The sequence below is a fragment of the Streptacidiphilus sp. MAP12-16 genome (assembly GCF_041262165.1).
GTDB lineage: Bacteria > Actinomycetota > Actinomycetes > Streptomycetales > Streptomycetaceae > Streptacidiphilus.
The window spans coordinates 155,726-175,369 of record NZ_JBGCBY010000005.1; the positions used below are offsets into that span (position 1 = coordinate 155,726).

Here is a 19,644-nt window from a genome sequence, read left to right on the forward strand (position 1 = left end):
GCCACGACAGCACGGCGCCACGACAGGTCCCATGCAGCACCGAAGCTCCCAAGCACCACCCGCACCACCCACTGACCAAGGCCGTCCTGAGCTAAGGAACCCGAGATGTCCCTCTCGACCTTCAACACCCCGTCCCCGATCGCTGTCGCCCTCGACCTCTACGTCGCCGACGTCCGCTTCACCGTCTCCGACCGCACCGACACCATCGTCGAGGTCCGCCCCACCGACGCGAACAAGGCCGCCGACGTCAAGGCCGCCGAGAACACCCGCGTCGAGTACGACGATGCCACCCGGACGCTGAGCATCGTCTCCAGGAAGCCCCGCAGCCGCTTCGTCAACTTCAGCAGCAAGCGCCCCGAATCGATCGACGTCGTCATCCAGCTGCCCACCGACTCCGACGTCCGCGGCGAGGCCTCGCTCGGCGACTTCCAGTCCGACGGCGCCCTCGGCGCGGTCGTGCTCAAGACCGACCTCGGCGCCGTCCGGCTCGCCGAGACCGGACCGCTGAACCTCCGCGGCGGCGTTGGCAAGATCACCGTCGAGGGTGTCACCGGCTCCGCCGAGGTGCACAGCGGTTCCAGCGACATCCGGATCGGCACCGTGGACGGCACCGCCGACGTCTCCACCGGCAACGGGAAGGTGTGGGTCGGCGTCGTCACCGGTCCCGCGAACATCAAGGACTCCAATGGTTCGGTGTCCGTCGACCGCGCACTGTCCGACATCACCGCCGCCACCTCCAACGGCGAGGTGCGGATCGGCGAGGTCGTGCGCGGCAAGGTGTCCGCCACGTCCAAGAACGGCGGCGTCGAGGTCGGAGTCCGCGAAGGCAGCGCCGCCTGGCTGGAGCTGAACACCGGTGTCGGCCGCGTCTACAACGAGCTCGCCTCCTCCGACGCCCCCGAGGCCGGCGAGCCGGTCGACAAGGTCGAGGTCCACGCCAGCACCAAGCTCGGCGACGTCACCATCCGCCGCGCGCCGCGCCTGGACGAGGAGGCGTGAGCACCGTGACATCCACCATCGGCAGGGCAACCACTGGCTCGACCGCCGTCGCCGCGATCTCGGCCCGCGGTCTCCGCAAGTCCTTCGGCGAGAAGACCGTGCTCGACGGCATCGACCTGACGGTCCCTCAGGGCACGATCCTGGCCCTGCTCGGCCCGAACGGGGCCGGCAAGACCACCGCCGTCCACCTCCTGACCACCTACCTCCGTCCCGATGCCGGCGAGATCCGCATCGCCGGCCATGACCCCGCCAAGAACCCGCAGGCGGTCCGGCGCGCGATCGGCGTCACCGGCCAGTTCTCCGCCGTCGACGGCTACCTCACCGGCCGCGAGAACCTGATGCTGATGGCTGATCTGCACCTGCTGCCCAAGGGCGTCGGACGCCGCCGGGCCGAGGAGCTGCTGGAGCGGTTCGAGCTGACGGAGGCCGGGGACAAGCCGGCGTCGACCTACTCCGGCGGCATGAAGCGCAAGCTCGACCTGGCGATGACCCTGGTCGGCAACCCGAAGCTGATCTTCCTCGACGAGCCGACCACGGGCCTGGACCCGCGCAGCCGGCACACGATGTGGGACATCATCCGCGGGCTGGTCGCGGAGGGGACGACCATCCTGCTGACGACCCAGTACCTGGAGGAGGCCGACCAGCTCGCGCACCGCGTCGCGGTGCTGGACGGCGGCCGGATCGTCGCCGAGGGGACGCCCGCCGAGCTCAAGGCGCGCACCCCCGGCGGGCACATCGAGCTGGCCTTCGCCGACCGCGCCGAACTCGACGCCGCCGCGACGGTGCTCGCCGCGACGGTGCTCGCCCCGACCGGCCGCGACGACGACGCGCTCACGCTCCAGCTCGCCGGCGACGGCCGCGTCAGCACCCTGCGGACGCTGCTGCGGCAGCTGGACGACGCCTCGGTCGAGGTCGAGGCGCTCACCGTGCACACCCCCGATCTCGACGACGTCTTCTTCGCCCTCACCGGCAAGAAGGGAGCCTGACGATGAGCACCATCACGATGGACGACACCGGCCTCGACACCGCCGACACCGGTTCCCACGCCCTCGTCCACGCGCGGATCATGCTGCGCCGCAACCTGCGGCACATGCAGCGCTATCCGTCGCTGACCCTGATGATCACCCTGATGCCGCTGGTCTTCCTGCTCCTGTTCGTCTACGTCTTCGGCGGGACGCTCGGGTCGGGGCTCGGCAGCGGGATGCCGGCCGGCCTGCACGGCGGCCGCGCCGCGTACGCCGACTACGTCGCCCCGGCGATCATCCTGATGGCCGTGGCCGCCGCGGCGCAGGGAACGGCGATCGCGGTCGCGCAGGACATGACCGAGGGCATCATCGCCCGCTTCCGGACCATGGCCGTCGCCCGGTCCTCGGTGCTGACCGGGCACGTCGTGGGCGCGACCATCCAGACGCTGATAGGCGTCGTGGTCGTCACCGCGGCCGCGATCGCCGTCGGCTTCCGGCCGCACGCGAACGCGGCCGAGTGGCTCGCCGCCTTCGGCGTGGTCCTGCTGCTGACCTTCGCCGTGACGTGGCTGTGCGTCGGCCTGGGGCTGTCGGCGAAGAGCGTGGAGACCGCGAGCAACTCGCCGATGTTCCTCATCCTTCTGCCGTTCCTCGGCAGCGGGTTCGTCCCGACCAGCTCGCTGCCGACGGGCATGCGCTGGTTCGCCGAGTACGAGCCGTTCACCCCGGTGAACGAGACGCTGCGCGGACTGCTGACCGGAACGAAGATCGGCGACAACCTGGTCATCACGATCGCCTGGTGCGTCGGGGTCGCGGTGCTGTCGTACGCCTGGTCGCGGCGGCTGTACGAGCGGGAGCCGAAGCCGCGCTGAGCTGATGGCGGGACGCGCGGAGCGCGGCGGGACACGCCGCACAACGGATAACGAAGAGCAGCAGGGCCCTCGGATCATGAGGGCCCTGCTGTCGTCCTGCCGGCCGTGCCGCTCGTACCTACCCGGTCCCGGTCCCGGTCCCGGTCAGGACTCGGACTTCCGCGACGCCATGCGTACCGCACCGGCACCGGCCAGGAGCGTCAGCGCGCCGAGGCCGGCGAGCGCGAAACCGTCGGGAGATGCCCTTGCTCTAGCAAAAGTATTGCTAGAGTTCTGGCATGACTGACAGCGCTCTCGTCCCCGAGCAGGACCCGACCGTTTCCGTGTCGGTCTCCTTTCATGCCAGTGTCATCGACTCGGTACGTGACCGTGTGGGCAAACGCGGTGTGTCGCCGTATGTCGAGGCGGCCGTACGTCGCCAGATAGAGCGTGACAATCTCCAGGCGATGATCCAAGCCAATGAGGAGATCCACGGTTCGCTCACGTCTGAGGAGATCCAGGCGGCTCGCGAGGAGATCTACGGCGCGGTGCCGCGCCGCGACGTCGCGTGAGTGGCACCTGGGTGCTCGACAGTGAGGCCCTCTCGCTCTACCTGCGTGCCGATCGGAAGATGACGGCGCGCCTGGCGGTGGCCGCCCAGGACGACGTCCGGGTCGTGATCGCCGCTGCCACCATCGTTGAGGCCGACTACGTCTCGGTGCATCCCGCGAGGCTCGACTGGGCCCTCTCCCGTCTGGTGGCCGTCCCCCTCACTCAGGATCTGGCCAAAGCCGCGTCGAACCTTTTGAAGAGCGCGGGTCTGCGCGGGCACAAGTACGCGATCGACGCCATGGTCGTCGCCACTGCACTGGCGGCAGCAGACAGCCCGGCAACCGTGCTGACCTCGGACGTGGACGACATCTCCACTCTGCTCGACGATCGACTGGATCGAGCCGGCGCCGGGCGAACGGGTAGCTCTGCGAAGGTCAGGGTTCTGGCGGTCTGACGCCGGTCGGCGTGCTGCCGAATGTCGATCAGTTGGCGTAAGGATTCCTCAAGGTCATCGGAGTGCGCGCGATGTCCAGGGCGGGCTGCGGGAAGCGCGGCCCTGCCGTGTAGTAGCGGGCGCGAGTCCGGCCGACCGGTTCGAGGATCTGCGCGGTGACGAGGTCGCGGAGGTCGCGTTGCGCCTGTTGCAGGCTCAGCCCTTCGGCGTGCTCGTAGCGTGAGCGACGAACGCGGCCGGCCATGGCCACGTCGTGCAGGGCGGTCACCGCGCGCTCGTCCAGGCGGTTGTTCTCGGCGAAATCGGCCAGCGATCCCCATACCCGTCCGGAGCGGTCGAGCCGGCCTTGGACGGTCTGCGCCTGTTGGTGATAGGCGGTCAGGTTGAAGCGGATCCAGCTGGAGACGTCCTGGTCGGGGACATACTCCGGTCCTCGGTCCGCGAGTTCGCGGTAGTACTCCCAGGTGTTGCCGGGGCGCCCCAGCCACGCCTCGATGGACGAGAACTCCGGGGCCAGGACTCCTTCGCGAGCGATCATCAGCGTCTGCAGAGAACGGGACATCCGGCCGTTCCCGTCGGCCCAGGGGTGGATGGAGACGAGATGCAGATGCGCCATTGCAGCTCGGACCAGAAGGTGGGTTCCATCATCGGCGTTGAGCCAGTCGACGAGTTCCTGTACCAGCACGGGAACGCGCTCGGCGTCCGGGGCGGTGTAGGCCGCGATGCTGGGGTCACGGGCGTCAGTGACGTAGACCGGGCCACGACGCCACTGCCCGGCCGGCTTTCGCACGGTGTGGCGATGGCCCTGCAGCATCCAGTGCAGTGCGTTGAGCAGGCCTTTGCTGTAGGTGAAGTCCTGCGCGTCGTGGAGTGTCTGGATGTACGTCATCATCCGTTGGTAGGCGAGGGTCTCCTCGCGGTTCTCCTCCGAGACCTCGACGTCACGCTCGCCGTCCATCAGGTCTTCGACGTCGACCGTCGACACCTTGAATCCTTCGATGGAGTTTGAGGCCGCCACAGCATCGGCGGTCAGGAACTTGCGGAGCCCGGCAGTCCATTTGGACGGTGCGGTGCGCACTTGGTGTCGCAGCGCCTCCCGCATGTGGTCGATCTCGCTGAGCACGTGTTCGTCGACGGGACTGAGGGCAGGAGTCGGGTAGAGCATGCAGGAATAATACCTTGACGCAGTCATTGCATCAAGGCGTCAGGGGGGCAGGGGGGCGACGCACTACTGCCTGGGCGAAGAATCGACGCCACAGTCGTCGCCACTTCTCTCGCGGAAGTGAGCTGATCCGGTCGGTACCCGCTGTGCGGCGGTTCGCGTAGCGGGTACCGGCGGCGGGTGTGGATGCCGTCTTTCGGACGCCTTCGGCGGCTAGGCCCCGACGACGACCTCCACCTTGTCGGTGTAGAAGGCGACGTGGCCGGCGATGTCTGCGACCGCCCCGTACGGCTCGGGGTAGGTCCACACCGCGTCGACCAGTGCGTCTGCCGCCAGTTTGACGCTGTAGTAGGAGGCGTCGCCCTTGTAGGGACAGTAGGTTCGTGTGGCGCTGGGCGCAAGGAGCGCCGGGTCGACGTCGCCGAGCGGGATGTACTGGACCGGCGGGTAGTTGGCTTCGCGCAGGGTCAGGGCCCTGCTGGTGTCGGCGATGATGTGTGCGCCGACGCGGGCCACTACACGTACGCCGGTGGGTTCGATGGTGATCGGGTGGTCGGGGCCGGGGATCTTGGGTTCCCGGGTCGTCATGATTCCTCCTGCTGGTGGTGGGTGGTTCAGCCGGCGATGAGGTCGAACTCGTTGTCTTCGACGTCGGCGAACGTGGTCCACCGGGCGCCGTTTCGCTCGACTGCGTTGAGCTTCGTCGCTCCGAGCGCGAGTAGGCGCGCGGTCTCGCCCTCGTAGTCGCTGGTGATCAGATCCGGGTGGAACCGGTTCTTGGTGTTCTTGGCCTCGGGGACCTGATGGAAGGCCAGCCGAGGTCCGCCGCCGGGATCGCCGGCCTCCACGACGGCGTCGTGCTCGTCCGCTCCATCGGCGACTTTGCGGTCCAGGGCGGCGGCCCAGAATTGAGCGGCGCGTGCGGCGTCGGTGGCGTCGAACGACGCCCCGAAGAAGGTCGACGTCATCTGCATGCTCCTGTGAATTGTACGGTTAGACCGGTCTGTCTAATCATTCCTTCAATCGTAGGTATGGCCCTTCCGTTCGGTCAAATCTAAGCTCATGCAACTTATCTATCGCTGCGCGTTGACGAGACAGGGTCGACCTGTTTAGCTGGATGGCGAAGGTAGACAGACCAGTCTAACTACTCAGGAGGGCGCGATCATGCCCGACATGCGCACAGCCCTGGTGACAGGGGCGACGTCCGGAATCGGCCGGTCCGCAGCGCTCAAGCTGGCCCGGGACGGATTCAAGGTCCTGGTCCACGGCCGCGACGCCGAGCGCGGAGCCGCAGTGGTCAAGGAGATCGAGCACGCAGGCGGCAGCGCCGAGTTCCTCGCCGCAGACCTCGCCGACGTCGCCGCAATCAAGCAACTGGCCGAGGCGGCCGGGGACGTCGACGTCCTGGTCAACAACGCAGGCTTCTCCTGGTTCGGCCCCACCACGGATCTGGAGTCCGACACCTTCGACGCACTGTTCGCGGCCAACGTGCGCTCGGCGTACTACCTGACGGCCGCTATCGCGCCGAGGATGGCCGAGCGCGGTCAGGGGGCCGTGATCAATCTGGGCAGCATGGCCGGGCAGATCGGCCTGGCGGGTGGCGCCGCCTACAGCGCCACCAAGGCCGCGCTCGCCGCGCTGACCCGCTCCTGGGCCGCCGAGTACAGCCCCGCGGGCGTGCGGGTCAACACCATCGCCCCCGGGCCCGCCTACACCGGCGGCTCGTCGCGGGAAAGCCTCACCGCCCTTGGCAAGACCACACTCCTGTCCCGCACGGCGGAGGCAGAGGAGATCGGGGACGTCATCGCGTTCCTGGCCTCGCCGGCCGCCGGCTACATCACCGGCGCCGTCATCCCCGTCGACGGCGGACGCACCGCCGTCTGACACGCACCGCCGTCTGACCCCCCTCACAACCAGCTTCACACCTACAGAATTCAAGTCCGGCAATGACCCAGCCCGTCGTTTTGATCACCGGTGCACTCACTGGCATCGGCCGCGCCGCTGGGTCCCGGTCCTGGTGGTCAACGGCACCGACGACACCATCATCGCGACGATCAACTCGTACATCCTTCAGCAGTTCCTGCCGAACGCCGAGCTGATCATCTATCCGGACGCCAACCACGGGGCCCACTTCCAGTACCCCGACCGGTTCGTCACCCACACCAAGACCAAGCCCTTCCTCGACCGCTAGGACACGGCGGCCGGCCACTCGGGTCGCAGGGTAGGGGCGGTCACCGCAAATGCGGTGACCGCCCCTACCCGTTCATCGGGGAAGACAGATCGGTCTAGGCTTGTTTCATGCGGTGAGGGGCGAAATAGGCCCCGTGCGGAGCATTAGACTGGACCGCCAGTCTGGAAGAAGGAAACAGCTATGCCAAGCAAGGTTGCCACCGCGAAGCCGTCCGCGCGTGAACGTCTGCTGGCCGCCGCCGACGATCTGTTCTACCGCGAAGGCGTCCAGAGCGTCGGCATCGACCGCATCGTGCAGCAAGCCGGTGTGGCCAAGGCATCGCTCTACAACCTGTTCGGAAGCAAAGAGGAACTGGTCCAGGCCTACCTGGACGCCCGCCACGCCAACACCCGTGAACAGGTCGAACGCGCCCTGACCCGGTTCCGCACACCTCGCGAGCGCCTGCTGGGGGTCTTCGACGCCCAGGGCCAGCTGTTCACCGAGCCCGACTTCAACGGCTGCGCGCACATGACGGCCAGCGCTGAGGCACAGCCGGGCAGTCCCACTCAGTGCGCCGCGGACCGGTACCGCCAGTGGGTGCGGACGATGTTCACCGACCTGGCGCGGGAGGCCGGTGTCGCCGACGCCGAAGGTCTGGCCAGGCAACTGCACCTGCTGTACGACGGTGCCGGGGTGTCGGCACGCATGGACCACGACCCCTCGGCGGCGACGACCGCGCGCGCCGCGGCTGCGGCGCTGTTCGACGTGGCCGTCAGTGAGCAAGTCCGGTAGGGGATGCGATGGACCACCTTGGGCGCGCTCTTGTGCTGTTCGGCTTCATCCGGCGATTTCTCGCGGGGGGCTGATCAGCGGAAGCTCGTTGGCGCAGGTCGCGCTGAGTTCTTCGAGCGCCTTGGCGGATCGAGTGCCGGGAGCGGCGGTGTAGACGACCACGCGAAGGTCGTTGCGGTGGGTGGTAAGGATGTCGCAGTCCACCTGGAACAAGCCCAGCCGGGGATGGTCGATGGTCTTGCGTTCTTGTTCGTAGAGGCCGACGCGACGCGCCTGCCAGAGACTGCGAAACGTCGGGCTGGCCTCGCGCAGGTCGGCGATCAGTTGGGCGAGGCGCTGGTCCTCCGGATATCTGCCGAAGCTCGACCGCAGGTCGGCCACGACGGCTTCCTCGAACTCGAGCTGTTCGACGCGGGTGCGCACGACGCGTGTAGGCAGGCCGGTGAAGTGGCGCCAGGCTATGTTGCGTTCACGTTCGGGACGTTCGAGAGGGTCGCCGATCACGGCGGACCACATCGCGTTCCACGCGATCGGATTCCATCCCGCGTCACAGACGGCGGCGGGGCTTGCCGTGAGCTGCTCCACCAGGCGCTGAACGCTGTGCGGAAGCGTGTCGCGGATGCGCTTGTCGTCGGGGGCGAGTTGACCGGCGAGCTGGAACAGGTGCTCGCGTTCGGCCTCGGTCAGGCGCAGGGCACGGGCGAGCGCGGTCAGGACCCCGGGCGAGGGCGCGCTCGCCCGGCCCTGTTCGAGCTGGACGAGGTAGTCGGGGGAGACACCGGCCAGGTGGGCGAGCTCCTGGCGGCGCAGCCCGCGCGCACGCCGGTGGGCGGCGGTGGGCAGCCCGAACTCCTCGGGACTCGCTCGGTCGCGCCAGCTGCGCAGCGTCGCGCCGAACTCGCTGGTCGAAGGCGGCACGGCTTCGATTCTATGGCGCGGCAAGACGGTTTCGCCCGCGTCGGCTTGCCGCGCGAGCCCGCCCGGGGCCGGTCGGTTGCGGCCTTCCCGGCCTGCGGGAATCGGTCGCTTCACAGGTGGTCGGCGAACCAGTCGGCGATCAGCTGGCGGGCGGGGTCGGGGTCGTCGGCGTTGCAGTGCTCCGCGCCGCCGTCCGGGCCGGTGAAGACGCGCAGCTCCTTGTCGGTCGAGCCGGCGGCGTCGATCGCCTTCTGCGCGTCGGACAGCGGGATGCCCTTGTCGTCTCCGCCGTGCACGATCAGCAGCGGCTGGGTGAGATGGGGGATCGCGTCGGCCAGCGTCCACTGCTTGACCCGCTCCAGTGCCTGCTCCATGGTTTCGGTGCCCATGACCCAGGGGAGCTGCCAGAACGGAACCGGGGTGTGCTGGGACCGGGTGTCCCAGCGGTGCTGCCAGACCGCGCCGTAGTCCCACACCCCACCCCACGCGGCGCAAGCCTTGATCCGATGCTCGAAGCTGGCACCGCGCGGCGCGTAGTAGCCGCCGAGGCTGATCCCGAGCAGGCCGATGCGCTCGGGGTCGATGTCCGGGCGGGTCACGAGGTAGTCCACGATCGCGGTGGTGGGCACCTCGTAGTCCGGACGGGAGGGCACGCCGCGCAGCCGCAGTGGTTCGCCGGTGCCGGGGGTGTCGATCACCAGGCAGGAGATGCCCCGGTCGGCGAACTCCTCGCGGATGAACCCGTAGAGCAGTTCCTTGGTCACGTCGAAGCCGTTGTAGAAGATCACGACCGGTGCGGGGCCCTGGGCAGCGGCGGGGATCAGGTAGCCGGGCAGGATGCCGTCCGGCGAGTCGATCTCCACGCGCTCCAGCGGGCGCGGCATGAGCTCCGCAGCCCTGGCGAAGGCCGCCAGCGCCTGCTGGTAGCTGTTCCTCTTCGCCGGCCCCGGCGGGGTCTGCCGCTCACCGGTCAGGTAGTAGTTCGATGCCCGCAGGTAGCGCGCGACCGCGCTGTGCCGGTGCCCGTGGCGCAGGTCCTGCTCGGCGAACTCGGCCTGCTGCGCGCCCGCGCTGTCCCACGCCTTCGTCCACGTGTCCGTATCCGCTACCTCAGCCTCGCGCAGGGGAGCGAGATGGCGGTCGATCTGCCCGAGATCTCCACCGGCCATGAGCGACAGCATCAATGCCGACGACCACATGTAGTTCTTCGGAAAGTAACTGAACACGACATCACTCCTTGCGCTGCTCGACACCAGCCTCGACAACGCTATCCGCGATTCCGCAGCTCAGAGCGGGCAAAAGTGGTGATGTCAGTACCACCCACAGGGGTCCCGCCGACTCGCGGACCGTTGTCACTGCCTTCGGGAATCGACGGGCGCGGAAACCCGGTGGAAGTCGAGGCCGGCGGTGGACGAGCCTTCAGCCCTGTTCAGTGCTGGGACAGTGTGGGTGACGTCATGCTGGTCGGTAGCCAGATGTTGACGACTTTCACCAGTTCGTCGAGACCGGTGAAGACATGTCCGGTCATTCCGATGGCTTGTGCTGCGCGCACGTTTTCTTCGCGGTCGTCGATGAAGAGGAAGTCTGCGGGTGTGGCGTGCATGGCGGTGACACAGTGGTGGAACGCGGTCGGTTCCGGCTTGGCGACGTTGATCTTCCCGGAGAGGGCGACGTGGTCGAGGTTGTGCAGCCAGGGCTGGGCGGCGCTGAAGGCATCCGCGTGATCTGCGGGAATGTTGGAGAGCACGGCGACCTGGGCGCGTCTGCGTAGGGATTGCGCGTAGGCGACCATGCGGTCGTCGACGCGTGACCAGCTGTCGATATCGGCGAGCCGCAGCTTCTCGATCGTGCCGGTATCGACGGGGCGTGACAGTCGCCGTAGTACCGCTGTCCAGTACTGCGGCGCGGACTGCCGTGCGGCGTCGTAGGGAGGGCGCAGGGCCCAGTAGGCCTCGGTGAAGACGTCTGCGGGTGCGTGGCACCAGGCGGCCATCTCCGCCAGGGCGCCCGGGCGCTGGCGCAGGGCGATGACTCCGAAGAGGTCGAACAGCACGATCCGTTGGCCGGTCGACATGGGGATTCCCTTCCGTTGTGGAGACGGACTTGCTCAGCGGGGATCGTGCGAGGCCGGCGGGCTACTCGTGGGAGCCTCACGGGTGGTCAGGGGCGCTGCGCCATCGCGGGCTTGGGCTCGGGCTTGGGCTTGGGCTCGCGCCCGGTTCCGGAACGCAGGATCCCGGCAGTCGCGGCGGCGATCACCAGGAGCAGCGCCGGGAACAGAAAGGTGTGGTTGAGCGCCGTGAGGCGAGTCATCCAGCCGATCACTGCCGGACCTGCGAGCATCCCGAGGTAGCCGAGACCGGCGACCCGGGAGACGTTGGTGCCGGCGGCGGCAGGGTCGGCGTGCCCGGCGGCGCTGAACAACTGGGGGACGCAGCCGGACAGGCCCAGCCCGAACAGCGCCCATCCTGCAAGGGCCATCCAGATCCACGGCGAGAGGGCCACGACGGTGATTCCGACGGCGCCCGCGGCTGCGCCGTAGCGTAGGACGGCCGCCGATCCGAACCGTCGGGAGACGCGGTCGGCGAGCAGTCGGCCGGTGGTCATCGTCACTGCGAAGGTGCCGTAGGCGAAGGCGGCGGTGCCCGCGGATGCACCGAGGACGGTCTTCAGGTCCAGCGTGCTCCAGTCGTTGGCGACTCCCTCGCACAGCATGCACATGAGTGCCAAGGCAGCGAGGATCCAGATGCGAGCGGGAGGGGTGCGCCGCTTCACGCCTTGCTCCGCCGGGAGTTGCCAGGTGGTGGGGGAATCGGGCGCGGCGGTGATCGGGGGGGTCGGCGTTGTCGCCAGCAGGCTGCGGGCCGACAGCAGGGCGACCACGATGCCTGCGGCTCCGGCGACACCGAGCGTCGTGGCGGGACTCACGCCGGCGCTCGTGGCCCTCGCTCCGATGAGTGCCGCGATGACCCCGCCGACGGAGAAGGTGGCGTGGAAGGCTGACATGACGGGCCGGTTGTAGGCCTTCTCCACGTGCACGGCGTGGGTGTTCATGCTCACGTCGAGGCAACCGTTGCCGAAGCCGAAGACAAGCAGCGCGCCTGCCAGCGCCCAGGGATCGCGGGCAAGGCCGGGTAGCACGAGGGCCGCGCCGCACAGCACGCCGGCGGCGGGGACCACGACACGCGTGCCGATACGGTCGGCCAGTCGGCCCGCGACCTGCATGCCGATGAAGGCGCCGAGGCCCAGCAGCACCAGCAGGCTTCCCAGCGTCGCGTGGTTGATTCCCACACGTTGCTCGATGGCGGGGATCTGCACCAGCCACACGCCCATCAGGGTGCCGTTGAGGACGAAGTAGACGAAGGTCGCCACACGGGCGGCGCGAAGTGAGTGGTCCATGCAATCCACCATAACGAACAGATGTGATGGTTGAAAGGCGCATGTTCGAACGGCTTGCATGTTCATTTCTGAGTGGTGTTCAATCGCGGTATGAGCAACGCAGACCGGCACCGGCTGATCGCCCAGGCCGTCAGGGAGTCGGGCAGTGCCACGGTCCCGGAACTCGCCGAGCTAACCGGCGCCTCGGAGATGACCATCCGGCGTGACCTGGATACTCTGGCCGCGCAGGGTGCCCTCGAACGCGTCCGCGGCGGGGCGCGCACCCTGCTGCTCAGAGGCGAGGAACCGCCCTTCGCGCTGCGCGCCCACGAGGCGGCCGACGAGAAGCGCCGGATCGCGTCCGAGGTGTCCCGGCTCATCGCTGACGGCGAGACCGTCCTGCTCGACAGCGGCACCACCTGCCTGGAGGTAGCCCGCCTGCTGCGTGGACGACGCATCACCGTGATGCCCCTGTCGCTGCAGGCCATTCACGTATTCAGCGACGCTCCCGGCCCGACCACGTTGATGGTGCCGGGCGGAAGGCCCCGCGCCGCCGAGGGCGCCCTGACCGGCCCCCTCACACTCGCCTCCCTGGCGGCGCTGCGCTTCGACACCGCGATCGTCGGCTGCTGCGGCCTGAGCGCCGCCGAGGGCCTGACCGCCTACGACCTCGACGACGCGGCGGTGAAGAAGGCGATCATCGCCTCCACGCGCCGCATCATCGCCGTCGCCGACGGCAGCAAACTCGGCCGCACCGCCCACGCCTACGTCGGCCCCGCCGCACTCGTGCACACCCTCGTCACCGGCACCACCGCGCCCGCCGACGAAGTGGCAGCGCTCGAAGGAGTCGGCACTGTCGTCAAAACTGCCTGACAGCGATCAGGGTCCCCAGGCCACCGCCTGCTGGGAAGCCAGGCCGCAACCTCGGCAGCGGCGGTGCGCTGTTGCCCGGGATGTGGGGTGCGCTCGGAGCCGGTCCAGCCCCACCAGCCACTGCCGCGTCAGCCTCTACGGTCGGCACCCGTACGCGCCCCAGCCATGCTGCCGCGCGGCCGTGCGGCAGATGCCTCGATGCCGACGAGCGGCTCACGGCCGGCGACGGTGAGGCGCTCTGGCGGATGCGTCAGCCCACGGCGTCCCGGGAGCGGCTCATGACGGCGATGCCGGCGGTCGCCACCAGGCCGTACAAGGCTGGTGCGAGGAACACGTGCGGCAGTCCCAGCAGGCCCACGCCGAGGCTGCCGGTCAGCCCGCCCAGGGCACTGGCGATCGCGGTCGAGCTCATGAAGACGGCCGAGGCGGTCGCGACGGCCTCGGGCAGCAGCCGCTGGGCGACGATGATGCCCAGGCCGGCGAACACCCCCCACACCCCGCCCATCAGGATCTGCCCGGCGAACATGCCCGCCGCGCTGCCGGTCAGCGCGAAGCACAGGTTCGCGCCGACGCCGAACGCGGCGCCGAGGACCATCAGACGCATCATCCCGGTCCGGCGCGCGACGACCACCGCCACCGGCATCAGAACCAGCTCGATCAGGGGCTGGATGCCGATGACCGCGCCGCTCACCGCCGTCGGTAGGCGCAGGTCGTCGTGCATGTAGATCGTCAGGTAGCCGTACTTGATCGGCTCTCCCGCGTAGACGAACACGTACAGGCCGGTGAAGGCGAGCAGGGGCAGCATTCCCCGCACCCCCACGCGCCGCGCGGCCGGCGTCGCGGGTGTGTCCGTGGCAGGCGTTTCGGGTGCAGCCGAGCGGGCGCGCGCGAGGCCCATCGGGAGGATCTGCGCCAGGGTGCACACCCCGGTGGCCGCGAGCATCGCGCGCGGCCCGGCGGCGGTGGCGAGCAGCGAGCCCGCCACTGGGCCCACGATCCACCCGGCGGTCAGCGCCATGCGCACGACCGAGACGACCCCGTCGCCGACCGGGCTCGCGGTGGCCTGCAGGTCGTCGTGGACCGCGGCGAACAACTGCGACCCGGCGCCGCCGGCGAAGGCCAGGACCACGGCGCTGATCACGAACGGCATCCACACCCGGTCCGCCAGCGCCATGGCGCACCAGCCGAGGAACCCGGCCACGGCGCACAACCGGAACAGCCCGAGCCGTCTCCCGGTGCGGTCCGAGCGGGCGCCGATGAGGTACCCGGCGACCGGGGCGGTGACGCTCGTGAGGTAGTACAGGCCGGCCGTGGTCAGCGAGACGTGCAGGTCATCGACCAGGAACAGAGTGATCTGCGGGGCGGCGGCCGAGGCCCCGAGCCCGGACAGGAACAGCGCGACGCTCGCCCCGCGGTACAGCGGCGAACCCCAGACTGCGCGCATTGCGGAAGGGGCGGGCGCGATGTCGGCGGCGGCGAGTACAGGTGACACGACGGGACCCCCTGGAAGTCAGGCGCAAGAGGTCACACACGGTAGCCTTGAACAAAAGGAACATCAATAGTGTTCGTAAGGTTGCCTTTAGATCAGGATTGCTGTTTAGTTCGAGCAGGGTCGGCACCGATCGCTCGAGACGGATCATCGACTCCCCGGCCGAGCAGGGAGTCCTGGGGGCGAAGCCAAGCGCCGCATCGCCGCATAGGTCAGCACTCTGATCGCCGACGGCGAGTCCGTCGTGCTCGACAGCGGCACCAAGTACAGGTCGACGAAACCGTCCTGGTTATGCGGCAGCTTTGGGTCCCGCGAGCCGCGGTCGCCGCGCTGCTGCGGGTTGTCGATCAGGCACCGGGTGTCGGAGTCGTGGACGGTCACCGACCAGAACAGCTTGGCGCTCGGGCCACCAGCTCACACGACGTCGGGCTCCCGGGCTCCCGAGCCTTCCGTGAAAACCGTCGCTGCAGCTCAGAACTTGCTGAGCTGCAGCGACGGGATCGGGCATATTCGCGTTTGTGCAGGTCAAACGTGGTGTCTAGATGTCGAAGTACAGCTCGAACTCGTGCGGGTGCGGGCGCAGCGCGATCGGGGCGACCTCGTTGGTGCGCTTGTAGTCGACCCAGGTCTCGATCAGGTCGGGGGTAAAGACGCCGCCCGCGAGGAGGTAGTCGTGGTCGGCCTCGAGGGCCTCCAGGACGGCGGGGAGGGTGGCCGGGACCTGGGGGACGGAGGCGTGCTCGTCGGGGGCGAGCTCGTAGAGGTCCTTGTCGACCGGCTCCAGCGGCTCGATCTTGTTCTTGATGCCGTCGAGGCCGGCCATCAGCATGGCCGAGAAGGCGAGGTACGGGTTGGAGGACGGGTCCGGGGCGCGGAACTCGATGCGCTTGGCCTTGGCGTTCGCGCCGGTGATCGGGATGCGGATCGCCGCGGAGCGGTTGCGCTGCGAGTAGACCAGGTTGACCGGAGCCTCGAAGCCGGGGACCAGGCGGTGGTAGGAGTTCACCGTCGGGTTGGTGAAGGCCAGCAGTGACGGCGCGTGCTTGAGCAGGCCACCGATGTAGTAACGGGCCATGTCGGACAGGCCTGCGTAGCCCTGCTCGTCGTAGAACAGCGGGTTGCCGTCGGACCACAGCGACTGGTGGCAGTGCATGCCGGAGCCGTTGTCGCCGAAGATCGGCTTGGGCATGAACGTCGCGGTCTTGCCGTTCCGCCAAGCGACGTTCTTGATGACGTACTTGAACAGCATCAGGTCGTCGGCCGCGGCGAGCAGCGTGTTGAACTTGTAGTTGATCTCGGCCTGGCCTGCGGTGCCGACCTCGTGGTGCTGGCGCTCCACGGTCAGGCCGGAGGCGGCGAGCTCGAGCGACATCTCGGCCCGCAGGTCGGCGAAGTGGTCCAGCGGCGGGACCGGGAAGTAGCCGCCCTTGTAGCGGACCTTGTAGCCGCGGTTGCCGCCCTCTTCGACCCGCCCGGTGTTCCAGGCGCCGGCCACGGAGTCGATCTCGTAGAAGGACCTGTTCTGCTTGGTCTCGAAACGGACGTCGTCGAAGACGTAGAACTCCGCCTCGGGGCCGAAGTACGCGGTGTCGGCGATGCCCGAGGAGGCGAGGTACGCCTCGGCCTTCTTGGCCACGTTGCGCGGGTCGCGGCTGTACTGCTCGCCGGTGATCGGGTCGTGGATGAAGAAGTTGATGTTGAGGGTGGAGTCCTTGCGGAAGGCGTCGAGCCGCGCCGTGCCCAGGTCGGGGACCAGGGCCATGTCGGACTCGTGGATCGCCTGGAAGCCGCGGATCGACGAGCCGTCGAACATCAGGGTCTCGGCCGGATCGAAGGACGTGGCGGGCACCGTGAAGTGCTGCATGACGCCTGGAAGATCGCAGAACCGGACGTCGATGAACTTGACGTCGTTCTCCGAGATGTAGCGAGCCACCTCGTCGGCGTTGTTGAACATCCATCCTCCTCGGCCCGGCAAGCGCCAGGATTGCGGGTGCGGACCGCCGGTCCCGCCGGCGGCACCGGTGTGGCAACGATAGGAACTGGGCGTTTCTCGCCCGTGACCCATATGTTTCGTGGATGTTAACCACACCAGGTCAGCGTACCGAAAAGTGTTGCCGTTCCTGGCCTGCAGGGCCTTGGCGCGTCGGTCAAGGGTTCACTCCTAGGAGATTGGTCTATGCCAATCTGCCGAGCCGCCCGCAACCGGGGCCCCGGGCGCAAATCGGGAGACCTCGGGCGGATACTGTGGCGTCGTGGACGACAGCAGAAAAGTCATCGGATCGTGGATCGAAGGCCCGCGGGCCGGCGCCGAGCAGATGGGGGCCGACTTCGGATACCGGGGGCGGCGCCTCGGCCTGCCCGAGGAAGGCACCGGCTCGGTGGCCTCCACGGGGCGGCGCCTCGCGGCGGTGTTCATCGACTGGAGCCTGTGCTACCTCGTCTCCTACGGGCTGATCGCGCAGCGGGACGTCCTCAAGGTCGGCATCTGGCCCTCGGTGATCTTCTTCCTGCTCGGCCTGCTCACGGTCGGGACCGTCGGCCAGACGCCCGGGAAGCGGCTGCTGGGCCTGCGCGTGGTGCGCGTGGGCGGGGGCAGGGGCAGGGCGAGCCTGGGCCAGGTGGCACTGCGTACGTTCCTACTGGTGCTGTTCGTACCGGCGATCATCTGGGACCGGGACGGCCGCGGCCTGCACGACAAGGCCGTGGGCACGGTCGAGGTCCGCGCCTGAGCTTCAGCAGGAACGGCGGTGGAATGACGGCGGCCCCGGTCGCGCGCCTCGGGAGAGGCGGCGCGGCCGGGGCCGGGGAGTAGGTGGGTGGATCGTCGCTGGGTGGTGCGGGTGCGGGTGCGGGCGCGGTCAGCGCGTCTTGCCGCCCTTGGGCATCCGGGCGCCCTTCGGCAGCGGCCCCTTCGGGATCGGTGCGTTGGTCATCAGGTCGCCCATCGCCCGCAGTCGGTCGTTGATCTGGCTCACCTGGGATGCGGGAAGCGTCCGGGGCATCCGGGTCAGGTGCAGCTGAAGCTTCTTCAGCGGGATCTGGCCCTCGCCCTCCCCGACGATGATGTCGGTGACCGGGACATCGCCCACGACACGGCTCATCCTGCGCTTCTCGGACGCCATCAGCGGACGCAGCCGGTTGATGTTGCCCTCGCCGACCAGCACGATGCCGGGACGGCCGACCGCACGGTGCACCGCGTCCTGGTTGCGCGTCGCGGCGACCACGGGGGTCACCGTCCAGCCGCTCTTGAGGTTGTTCAGCACGGCCGCCGCAGCGCCCGGCTGCCCGTCCATCTGCCCGAACGCCGCCTTCTCGGCCCTGCGGCCGAAGATGACGACCGCGGCCAGCAGCCCCGCGAAGAGGCCCAGCACGCCCAGGTAGATCGGGTGTCCGATCAGAAAGCCGATCACGAGGAGCACCGCGAAGGTGCCGAGCCCGATACCGGCGATGATGAGACCGATTTTCGGGTCGACCCGCTTGGTCATGGTGTACGCCAGACGGATCTGCTTGAGCCGTCCGGGGTTTTCGTCGGTGGTTTCCTGCCTCGCCATGGGCCTCATCGTACGGTGCGACCACCCCCGATGCCCAAGCCCGGGGGTCTGCGTCCGTTGCGGATTGATCTCGACTGACGGGTTCAGCGCGCGGAGCGGACGAGTACCGTCCGGACGTCCTCGCGGTCCTGCGCCTGCTTGCGGTTTTCGCAGACGGCGTCCCAGGCGTTGCGGCGGGCGGTCTGCTGACCTCCGCCGAGCAGGACCGACTCCGCCATGCGCAGGGCGTCGCCCATCGAACGCAGCCCTCCGCTGAGAAGACCGGTGCTGAGGCGACCGCTGCTGAGACTTCCAGTGACGTGCGGCTGCCTACTGGGCTGTACTCGCGTTACGGACTGCATGGTGAACCACTCCCCTCGTGGTCGCGGTACCTACGGTGGAGCCGCCCCGGGAGCGCGATGCTCCTCGCGCGGCTCCACTCCATCATCACCACAACGTGTTACCGCTCGATGACCCCCGGGTCAAACGCTGATGAAGGCTTGAGGGTGGGCTTCGGACGGTGTCTCGGACCGTGCCTCAGACCGCCGCGCCGCGCCGTTCCAGTGCCTGCCGGTACAGCCGTCCGGCCCGGTAGGAGGAGCGGACCAGCGGCCCCGACATGACGCCGGCGAAGCCGATCTCCTCGGCCTCCTGCTGCAGCTCGACGAACTCCTGCGGCTTCACCCAGCGCTCGACGGGGTGGTGCCTGGGGGAGGGGCGCAGGTACTGGGTGATGGTGATCAGCTCGCAGCCGGCCTCGTGCAGGTCGCGCAGCGCCTCGCTGACCTCTTCGCGGGTCTCGCCCATGCCCAGGATCAGGTTCGACTTGGTGACCAGGCCCACCGCGCGGGCCTCGGTGACCACCGTGAGCGAGCGCTCGTAGCGGAAGCCGGGGCGGATCCGCTTGAAGATGCGCGGCACCGTCTCGATGTTGTGCGCCAGCACCTGCGGGCGGGAGGAGAAGACCTCGGCGAGCTGCTCGGGCACCGCGTTGAAGTCCGGGATGAGCAGCTCGACGCCGGTCTGCCCGGCCGCGCGCTCCGCCGTCACGGCGTGGATCTGGCGGACCGTCTCCGCGTAGAGCCAGGCGCCGCCGTCCTCCAGGTCGTCGCGGGCGACGCCGGTGATGGTGGCGTAGTTGAGGTCCATGGTGAGCACGGACTCGGCGACGCGGCGGGGCTCGTCGCGGTCGAAGTCGGCCGGCTTGCCGGTGTCGATCTGGCAGAAGTCACAGCGCCTGGTGCACTGGTCGCCGCCGATGAGGAAGGTCGCCTCGCGGTCCTCCCAGCACTCGAAGATGTTGGGACAGCCCGCCTCCTGGCACACGGTGTGCAGGCCCTCGCGCTTCACCAGCGACTGCAGCGCCGTGTACTCGGGGCCCATCTTCGCCCGGGTCTTGATCCACTCCGGCTTGCGCTCGATGGGGGTCTCGCTGTTGCGGACCTCCAGGCGCAGCATCTTCCGGCCGTCGGGTGCGACAGCGGACACGTGCGGCTCCCTCAATCTAGAAT

23 protein-coding genes are annotated in these 19,644 nt (G+C 68.7%); 10 read left to right on the forward strand and 13 right to left on the reverse strand.

All coding sequences use genetic code 11. From position 1 onward, the window contains the following. The first annotated feature begins 105 nt into the window (after positions 1-105). From ABIA33_RS08045 to ABIA33_RS08065, 5 genes are all read left to right on the forward strand, one after another. Positions 106-999: a DUF4097 domain-containing protein gene (locus ABIA33_RS08045; protein WP_370078683.1), complete on the forward strand. Its 894-nt coding sequence runs from the start codon at positions 106-108 to the stop codon at positions 997-999. Then, the gene (locus ABIA33_RS08050; protein WP_370078685.1) at positions 996-1,985 is read left to right on the forward strand and encodes an ATP-binding cassette domain-containing protein; all 990 of its coding nucleotides are present in this window, start codon (positions 996-998) and stop codon (positions 1,983-1,985) included. Before ABIA33_RS08045 ends, ABIA33_RS08050 begins: the two co-directional genes overlap by 4 nt. Positions 1,986-1,987: 2 nt before the next feature. Continuing rightward, positions 1,988-2,836 (forward strand): ABC transporter permease, encoded by an 849-nt coding sequence (locus ABIA33_RS08055; RefSeq protein WP_370078687.1) that lies wholly within the window; start codon positions 1,988-1,990, stop codon positions 2,834-2,836. A gap of 278 nt (positions 2,837-3,114) precedes the next feature. After that, the gene (locus tag ABIA33_RS08060) at positions 3,115-3,387 is read left to right on the forward strand and encodes a hypothetical protein (protein ID WP_370078689.1); all 273 of its coding nucleotides are present in this window, start codon (positions 3,115-3,117) and stop codon (positions 3,385-3,387) included. Then, positions 3,384-3,821, forward strand: coding sequence for a type II toxin-antitoxin system VapC family toxin (locus tag ABIA33_RS08065; protein WP_370078691.1), 438 nt, complete (start codon positions 3,384-3,386; stop codon positions 3,819-3,821). Before ABIA33_RS08060 ends, ABIA33_RS08065 begins: the two co-directional genes overlap by 4 nt. Positions 3,822-3,849: 28 nt before the next feature. Here the strand turns inward: ABIA33_RS08065 and ABIA33_RS08070 are convergent, their stop codons facing one another. The 3 genes from ABIA33_RS08070 to ABIA33_RS08080 form a co-directional block, all read right to left on the reverse strand. Then, positions 3,850-4,986 (reverse strand): Fic family protein, encoded by a 1,137-nt coding sequence (locus ABIA33_RS08070; RefSeq protein ID WP_370078693.1) that lies wholly within the window; start codon positions 4,984-4,986, stop codon positions 3,850-3,852. 210 nt (positions 4,987-5,196) lie between these two features. Beyond that, a complete protein-coding gene (locus ABIA33_RS08075; protein ID WP_370078695.1) occupies positions 5,197-5,571 on the reverse strand; it encodes a DUF427 domain-containing protein in 375 nt (124 codons plus the stop codon). A gap of 26 nt (positions 5,572-5,597) precedes the next feature. Next, on the reverse strand, positions 5,598-5,951 hold the full coding sequence (locus ABIA33_RS08080; RefSeq protein ID WP_370078697.1) for a VOC family protein: 354 nt from the start codon (positions 5,949-5,951) through the stop codon (positions 5,598-5,600). A gap of 196 nt (positions 5,952-6,147) precedes the next feature. On the opposite strand from ABIA33_RS08080, the gene ABIA33_RS08085 reads away from it, so the two are divergent. The 3 genes from ABIA33_RS08085 (at position 6,148) to ABIA33_RS08095 (ending at position 7,945) form a co-directional block, all read left to right on the forward strand. Further along, positions 6,148-6,867, forward strand: coding sequence for an SDR family NAD(P)-dependent oxidoreductase (locus ABIA33_RS08085; protein ID WP_370078699.1), 720 nt, complete (start codon positions 6,148-6,150; stop codon positions 6,865-6,867). Between the two features lie 13 nt (positions 6,868-6,880). After that, positions 6,881-7,174, forward strand: a complete 294-nt coding sequence (locus ABIA33_RS08090) for an alpha/beta fold hydrolase (RefSeq protein ID WP_370079054.1) — start codon at positions 6,881-6,883, stop codon at positions 7,172-7,174. 180 nt (positions 7,175-7,354) lie between these two features. Then, entirely contained in the window at positions 7,355-7,945 is a 591-nt protein-coding gene (locus tag ABIA33_RS08095; RefSeq protein WP_370078701.1) for a TetR/AcrR family transcriptional regulator, read from the forward strand. A gap of 45 nt (positions 7,946-7,990) precedes the next feature. Here the strand turns inward: ABIA33_RS08095 and ABIA33_RS08100 are convergent, their stop codons facing one another. From ABIA33_RS08100 to ABIA33_RS08115, 4 genes are all read right to left on the reverse strand, one after another. Next, complete coding sequence (locus ABIA33_RS08100) at positions 7,991-8,863, reverse strand: helix-turn-helix transcriptional regulator (RefSeq protein ID WP_370078703.1); 873 nt, start codon at positions 8,861-8,863, stop codon at positions 7,991-7,993. Positions 8,864-8,973: 110 nt separating this feature from the next. After that, the gene (locus ABIA33_RS08105; protein ID WP_370078705.1) at positions 8,974-10,089 is read right to left on the reverse strand and encodes an alpha/beta hydrolase; all 1,116 of its coding nucleotides are present in this window, start codon (positions 10,087-10,089) and stop codon (positions 8,974-8,976) included. 203 nt (positions 10,090-10,292) lie between these two features. Continuing rightward, positions 10,293-10,937: an HAD family hydrolase gene (locus tag ABIA33_RS08110; protein WP_370078707.1), complete on the reverse strand. Its 645-nt coding sequence runs from the start codon at positions 10,935-10,937 to the stop codon at positions 10,293-10,295. Between the two features lie 86 nt (positions 10,938-11,023). Then, complete coding sequence (locus ABIA33_RS08115) at positions 11,024-12,262, reverse strand: MFS transporter (protein ID WP_370078709.1); 1,239 nt, start codon at positions 12,260-12,262, stop codon at positions 11,024-11,026. A 90-nt stretch (positions 12,263-12,352) separates the two neighbouring features. Here ABIA33_RS08115 and ABIA33_RS08120 point away from each other — a divergent pair, with 90 nt between their 5' ends. After that, on the forward strand, positions 12,353-13,114 hold the full coding sequence (locus tag ABIA33_RS08120; protein ID WP_370078711.1) for a DeoR/GlpR family DNA-binding transcription regulator: 762 nt from the start codon (positions 12,353-12,355) through the stop codon (positions 13,112-13,114). Positions 13,115-13,364: 250 nt separating this feature from the next. Here the strand turns inward: ABIA33_RS08120 and ABIA33_RS08125 are convergent, their stop codons facing one another. The 3 genes from ABIA33_RS08125 to glnA form a co-directional block, all read right to left on the reverse strand. Further along, positions 13,365-14,606 carry an MFS transporter gene (locus tag ABIA33_RS08125; protein WP_370078713.1) on the reverse strand — a complete coding sequence of 414 codons (1,242 nt, stop codon included), beginning with the start codon at positions 14,604-14,606 and terminating at the stop codon, positions 13,365-13,367. Positions 14,607-14,750: 144 nt separating this feature from the next. Then, on the reverse strand, positions 14,751-14,996 hold the full coding sequence (locus tag ABIA33_RS08130; protein WP_370079056.1) for a DUF1214 domain-containing protein: 246 nt from the start codon (positions 14,994-14,996) through the stop codon (positions 14,751-14,753). 145 nt (positions 14,997-15,141) lie between these two features. After that, entirely contained in the window at positions 15,142-16,557 is a 1,416-nt protein-coding gene (gene glnA / locus ABIA33_RS08135) for a type I glutamate--ammonia ligase (protein ID WP_370078715.1), read from the reverse strand. A gap of 361 nt (positions 16,558-16,918) precedes the next feature. Between glnA and ABIA33_RS08140 the strand changes: the two genes are divergently transcribed. Beyond that, complete coding sequence (locus ABIA33_RS08140; protein WP_370079058.1) at positions 16,919-17,332, forward strand: RDD family protein; 414 nt, start codon at positions 16,919-16,921, stop codon at positions 17,330-17,332. A 129-nt stretch (positions 17,333-17,461) separates the two neighbouring features. Here the strand turns inward: ABIA33_RS08140 and ABIA33_RS08145 are convergent, their stop codons facing one another. The 3 genes from ABIA33_RS08145 to lipA all read right to left on the reverse strand — a co-directional run bounded on the left by ABIA33_RS08145 (position 17,462) and on the right by lipA (position 19,621). Beyond that, on the reverse strand, positions 17,462-18,154 hold the full coding sequence (locus tag ABIA33_RS08145; RefSeq protein ID WP_370078717.1) for a DUF4191 domain-containing protein: 693 nt from the start codon (positions 18,152-18,154) through the stop codon (positions 17,462-17,464). Positions 18,155-18,237: 83 nt separating this feature from the next. Further along, the gene (locus ABIA33_RS08150) at positions 18,238-18,390 is read right to left on the reverse strand and encodes a hypothetical protein (RefSeq protein ID WP_370078719.1); all 153 of its coding nucleotides are present in this window, start codon (positions 18,388-18,390) and stop codon (positions 18,238-18,240) included. Positions 18,391-18,670: 280 nt separating this feature from the next. Further along, positions 18,671-19,621 (reverse strand): lipoyl synthase, encoded by a 951-nt coding sequence (gene lipA, locus ABIA33_RS08155; protein ID WP_370078721.1) that lies wholly within the window; start codon positions 19,619-19,621, stop codon positions 18,671-18,673. Positions 19,622-19,644: the final 23 nt, after the last annotated feature.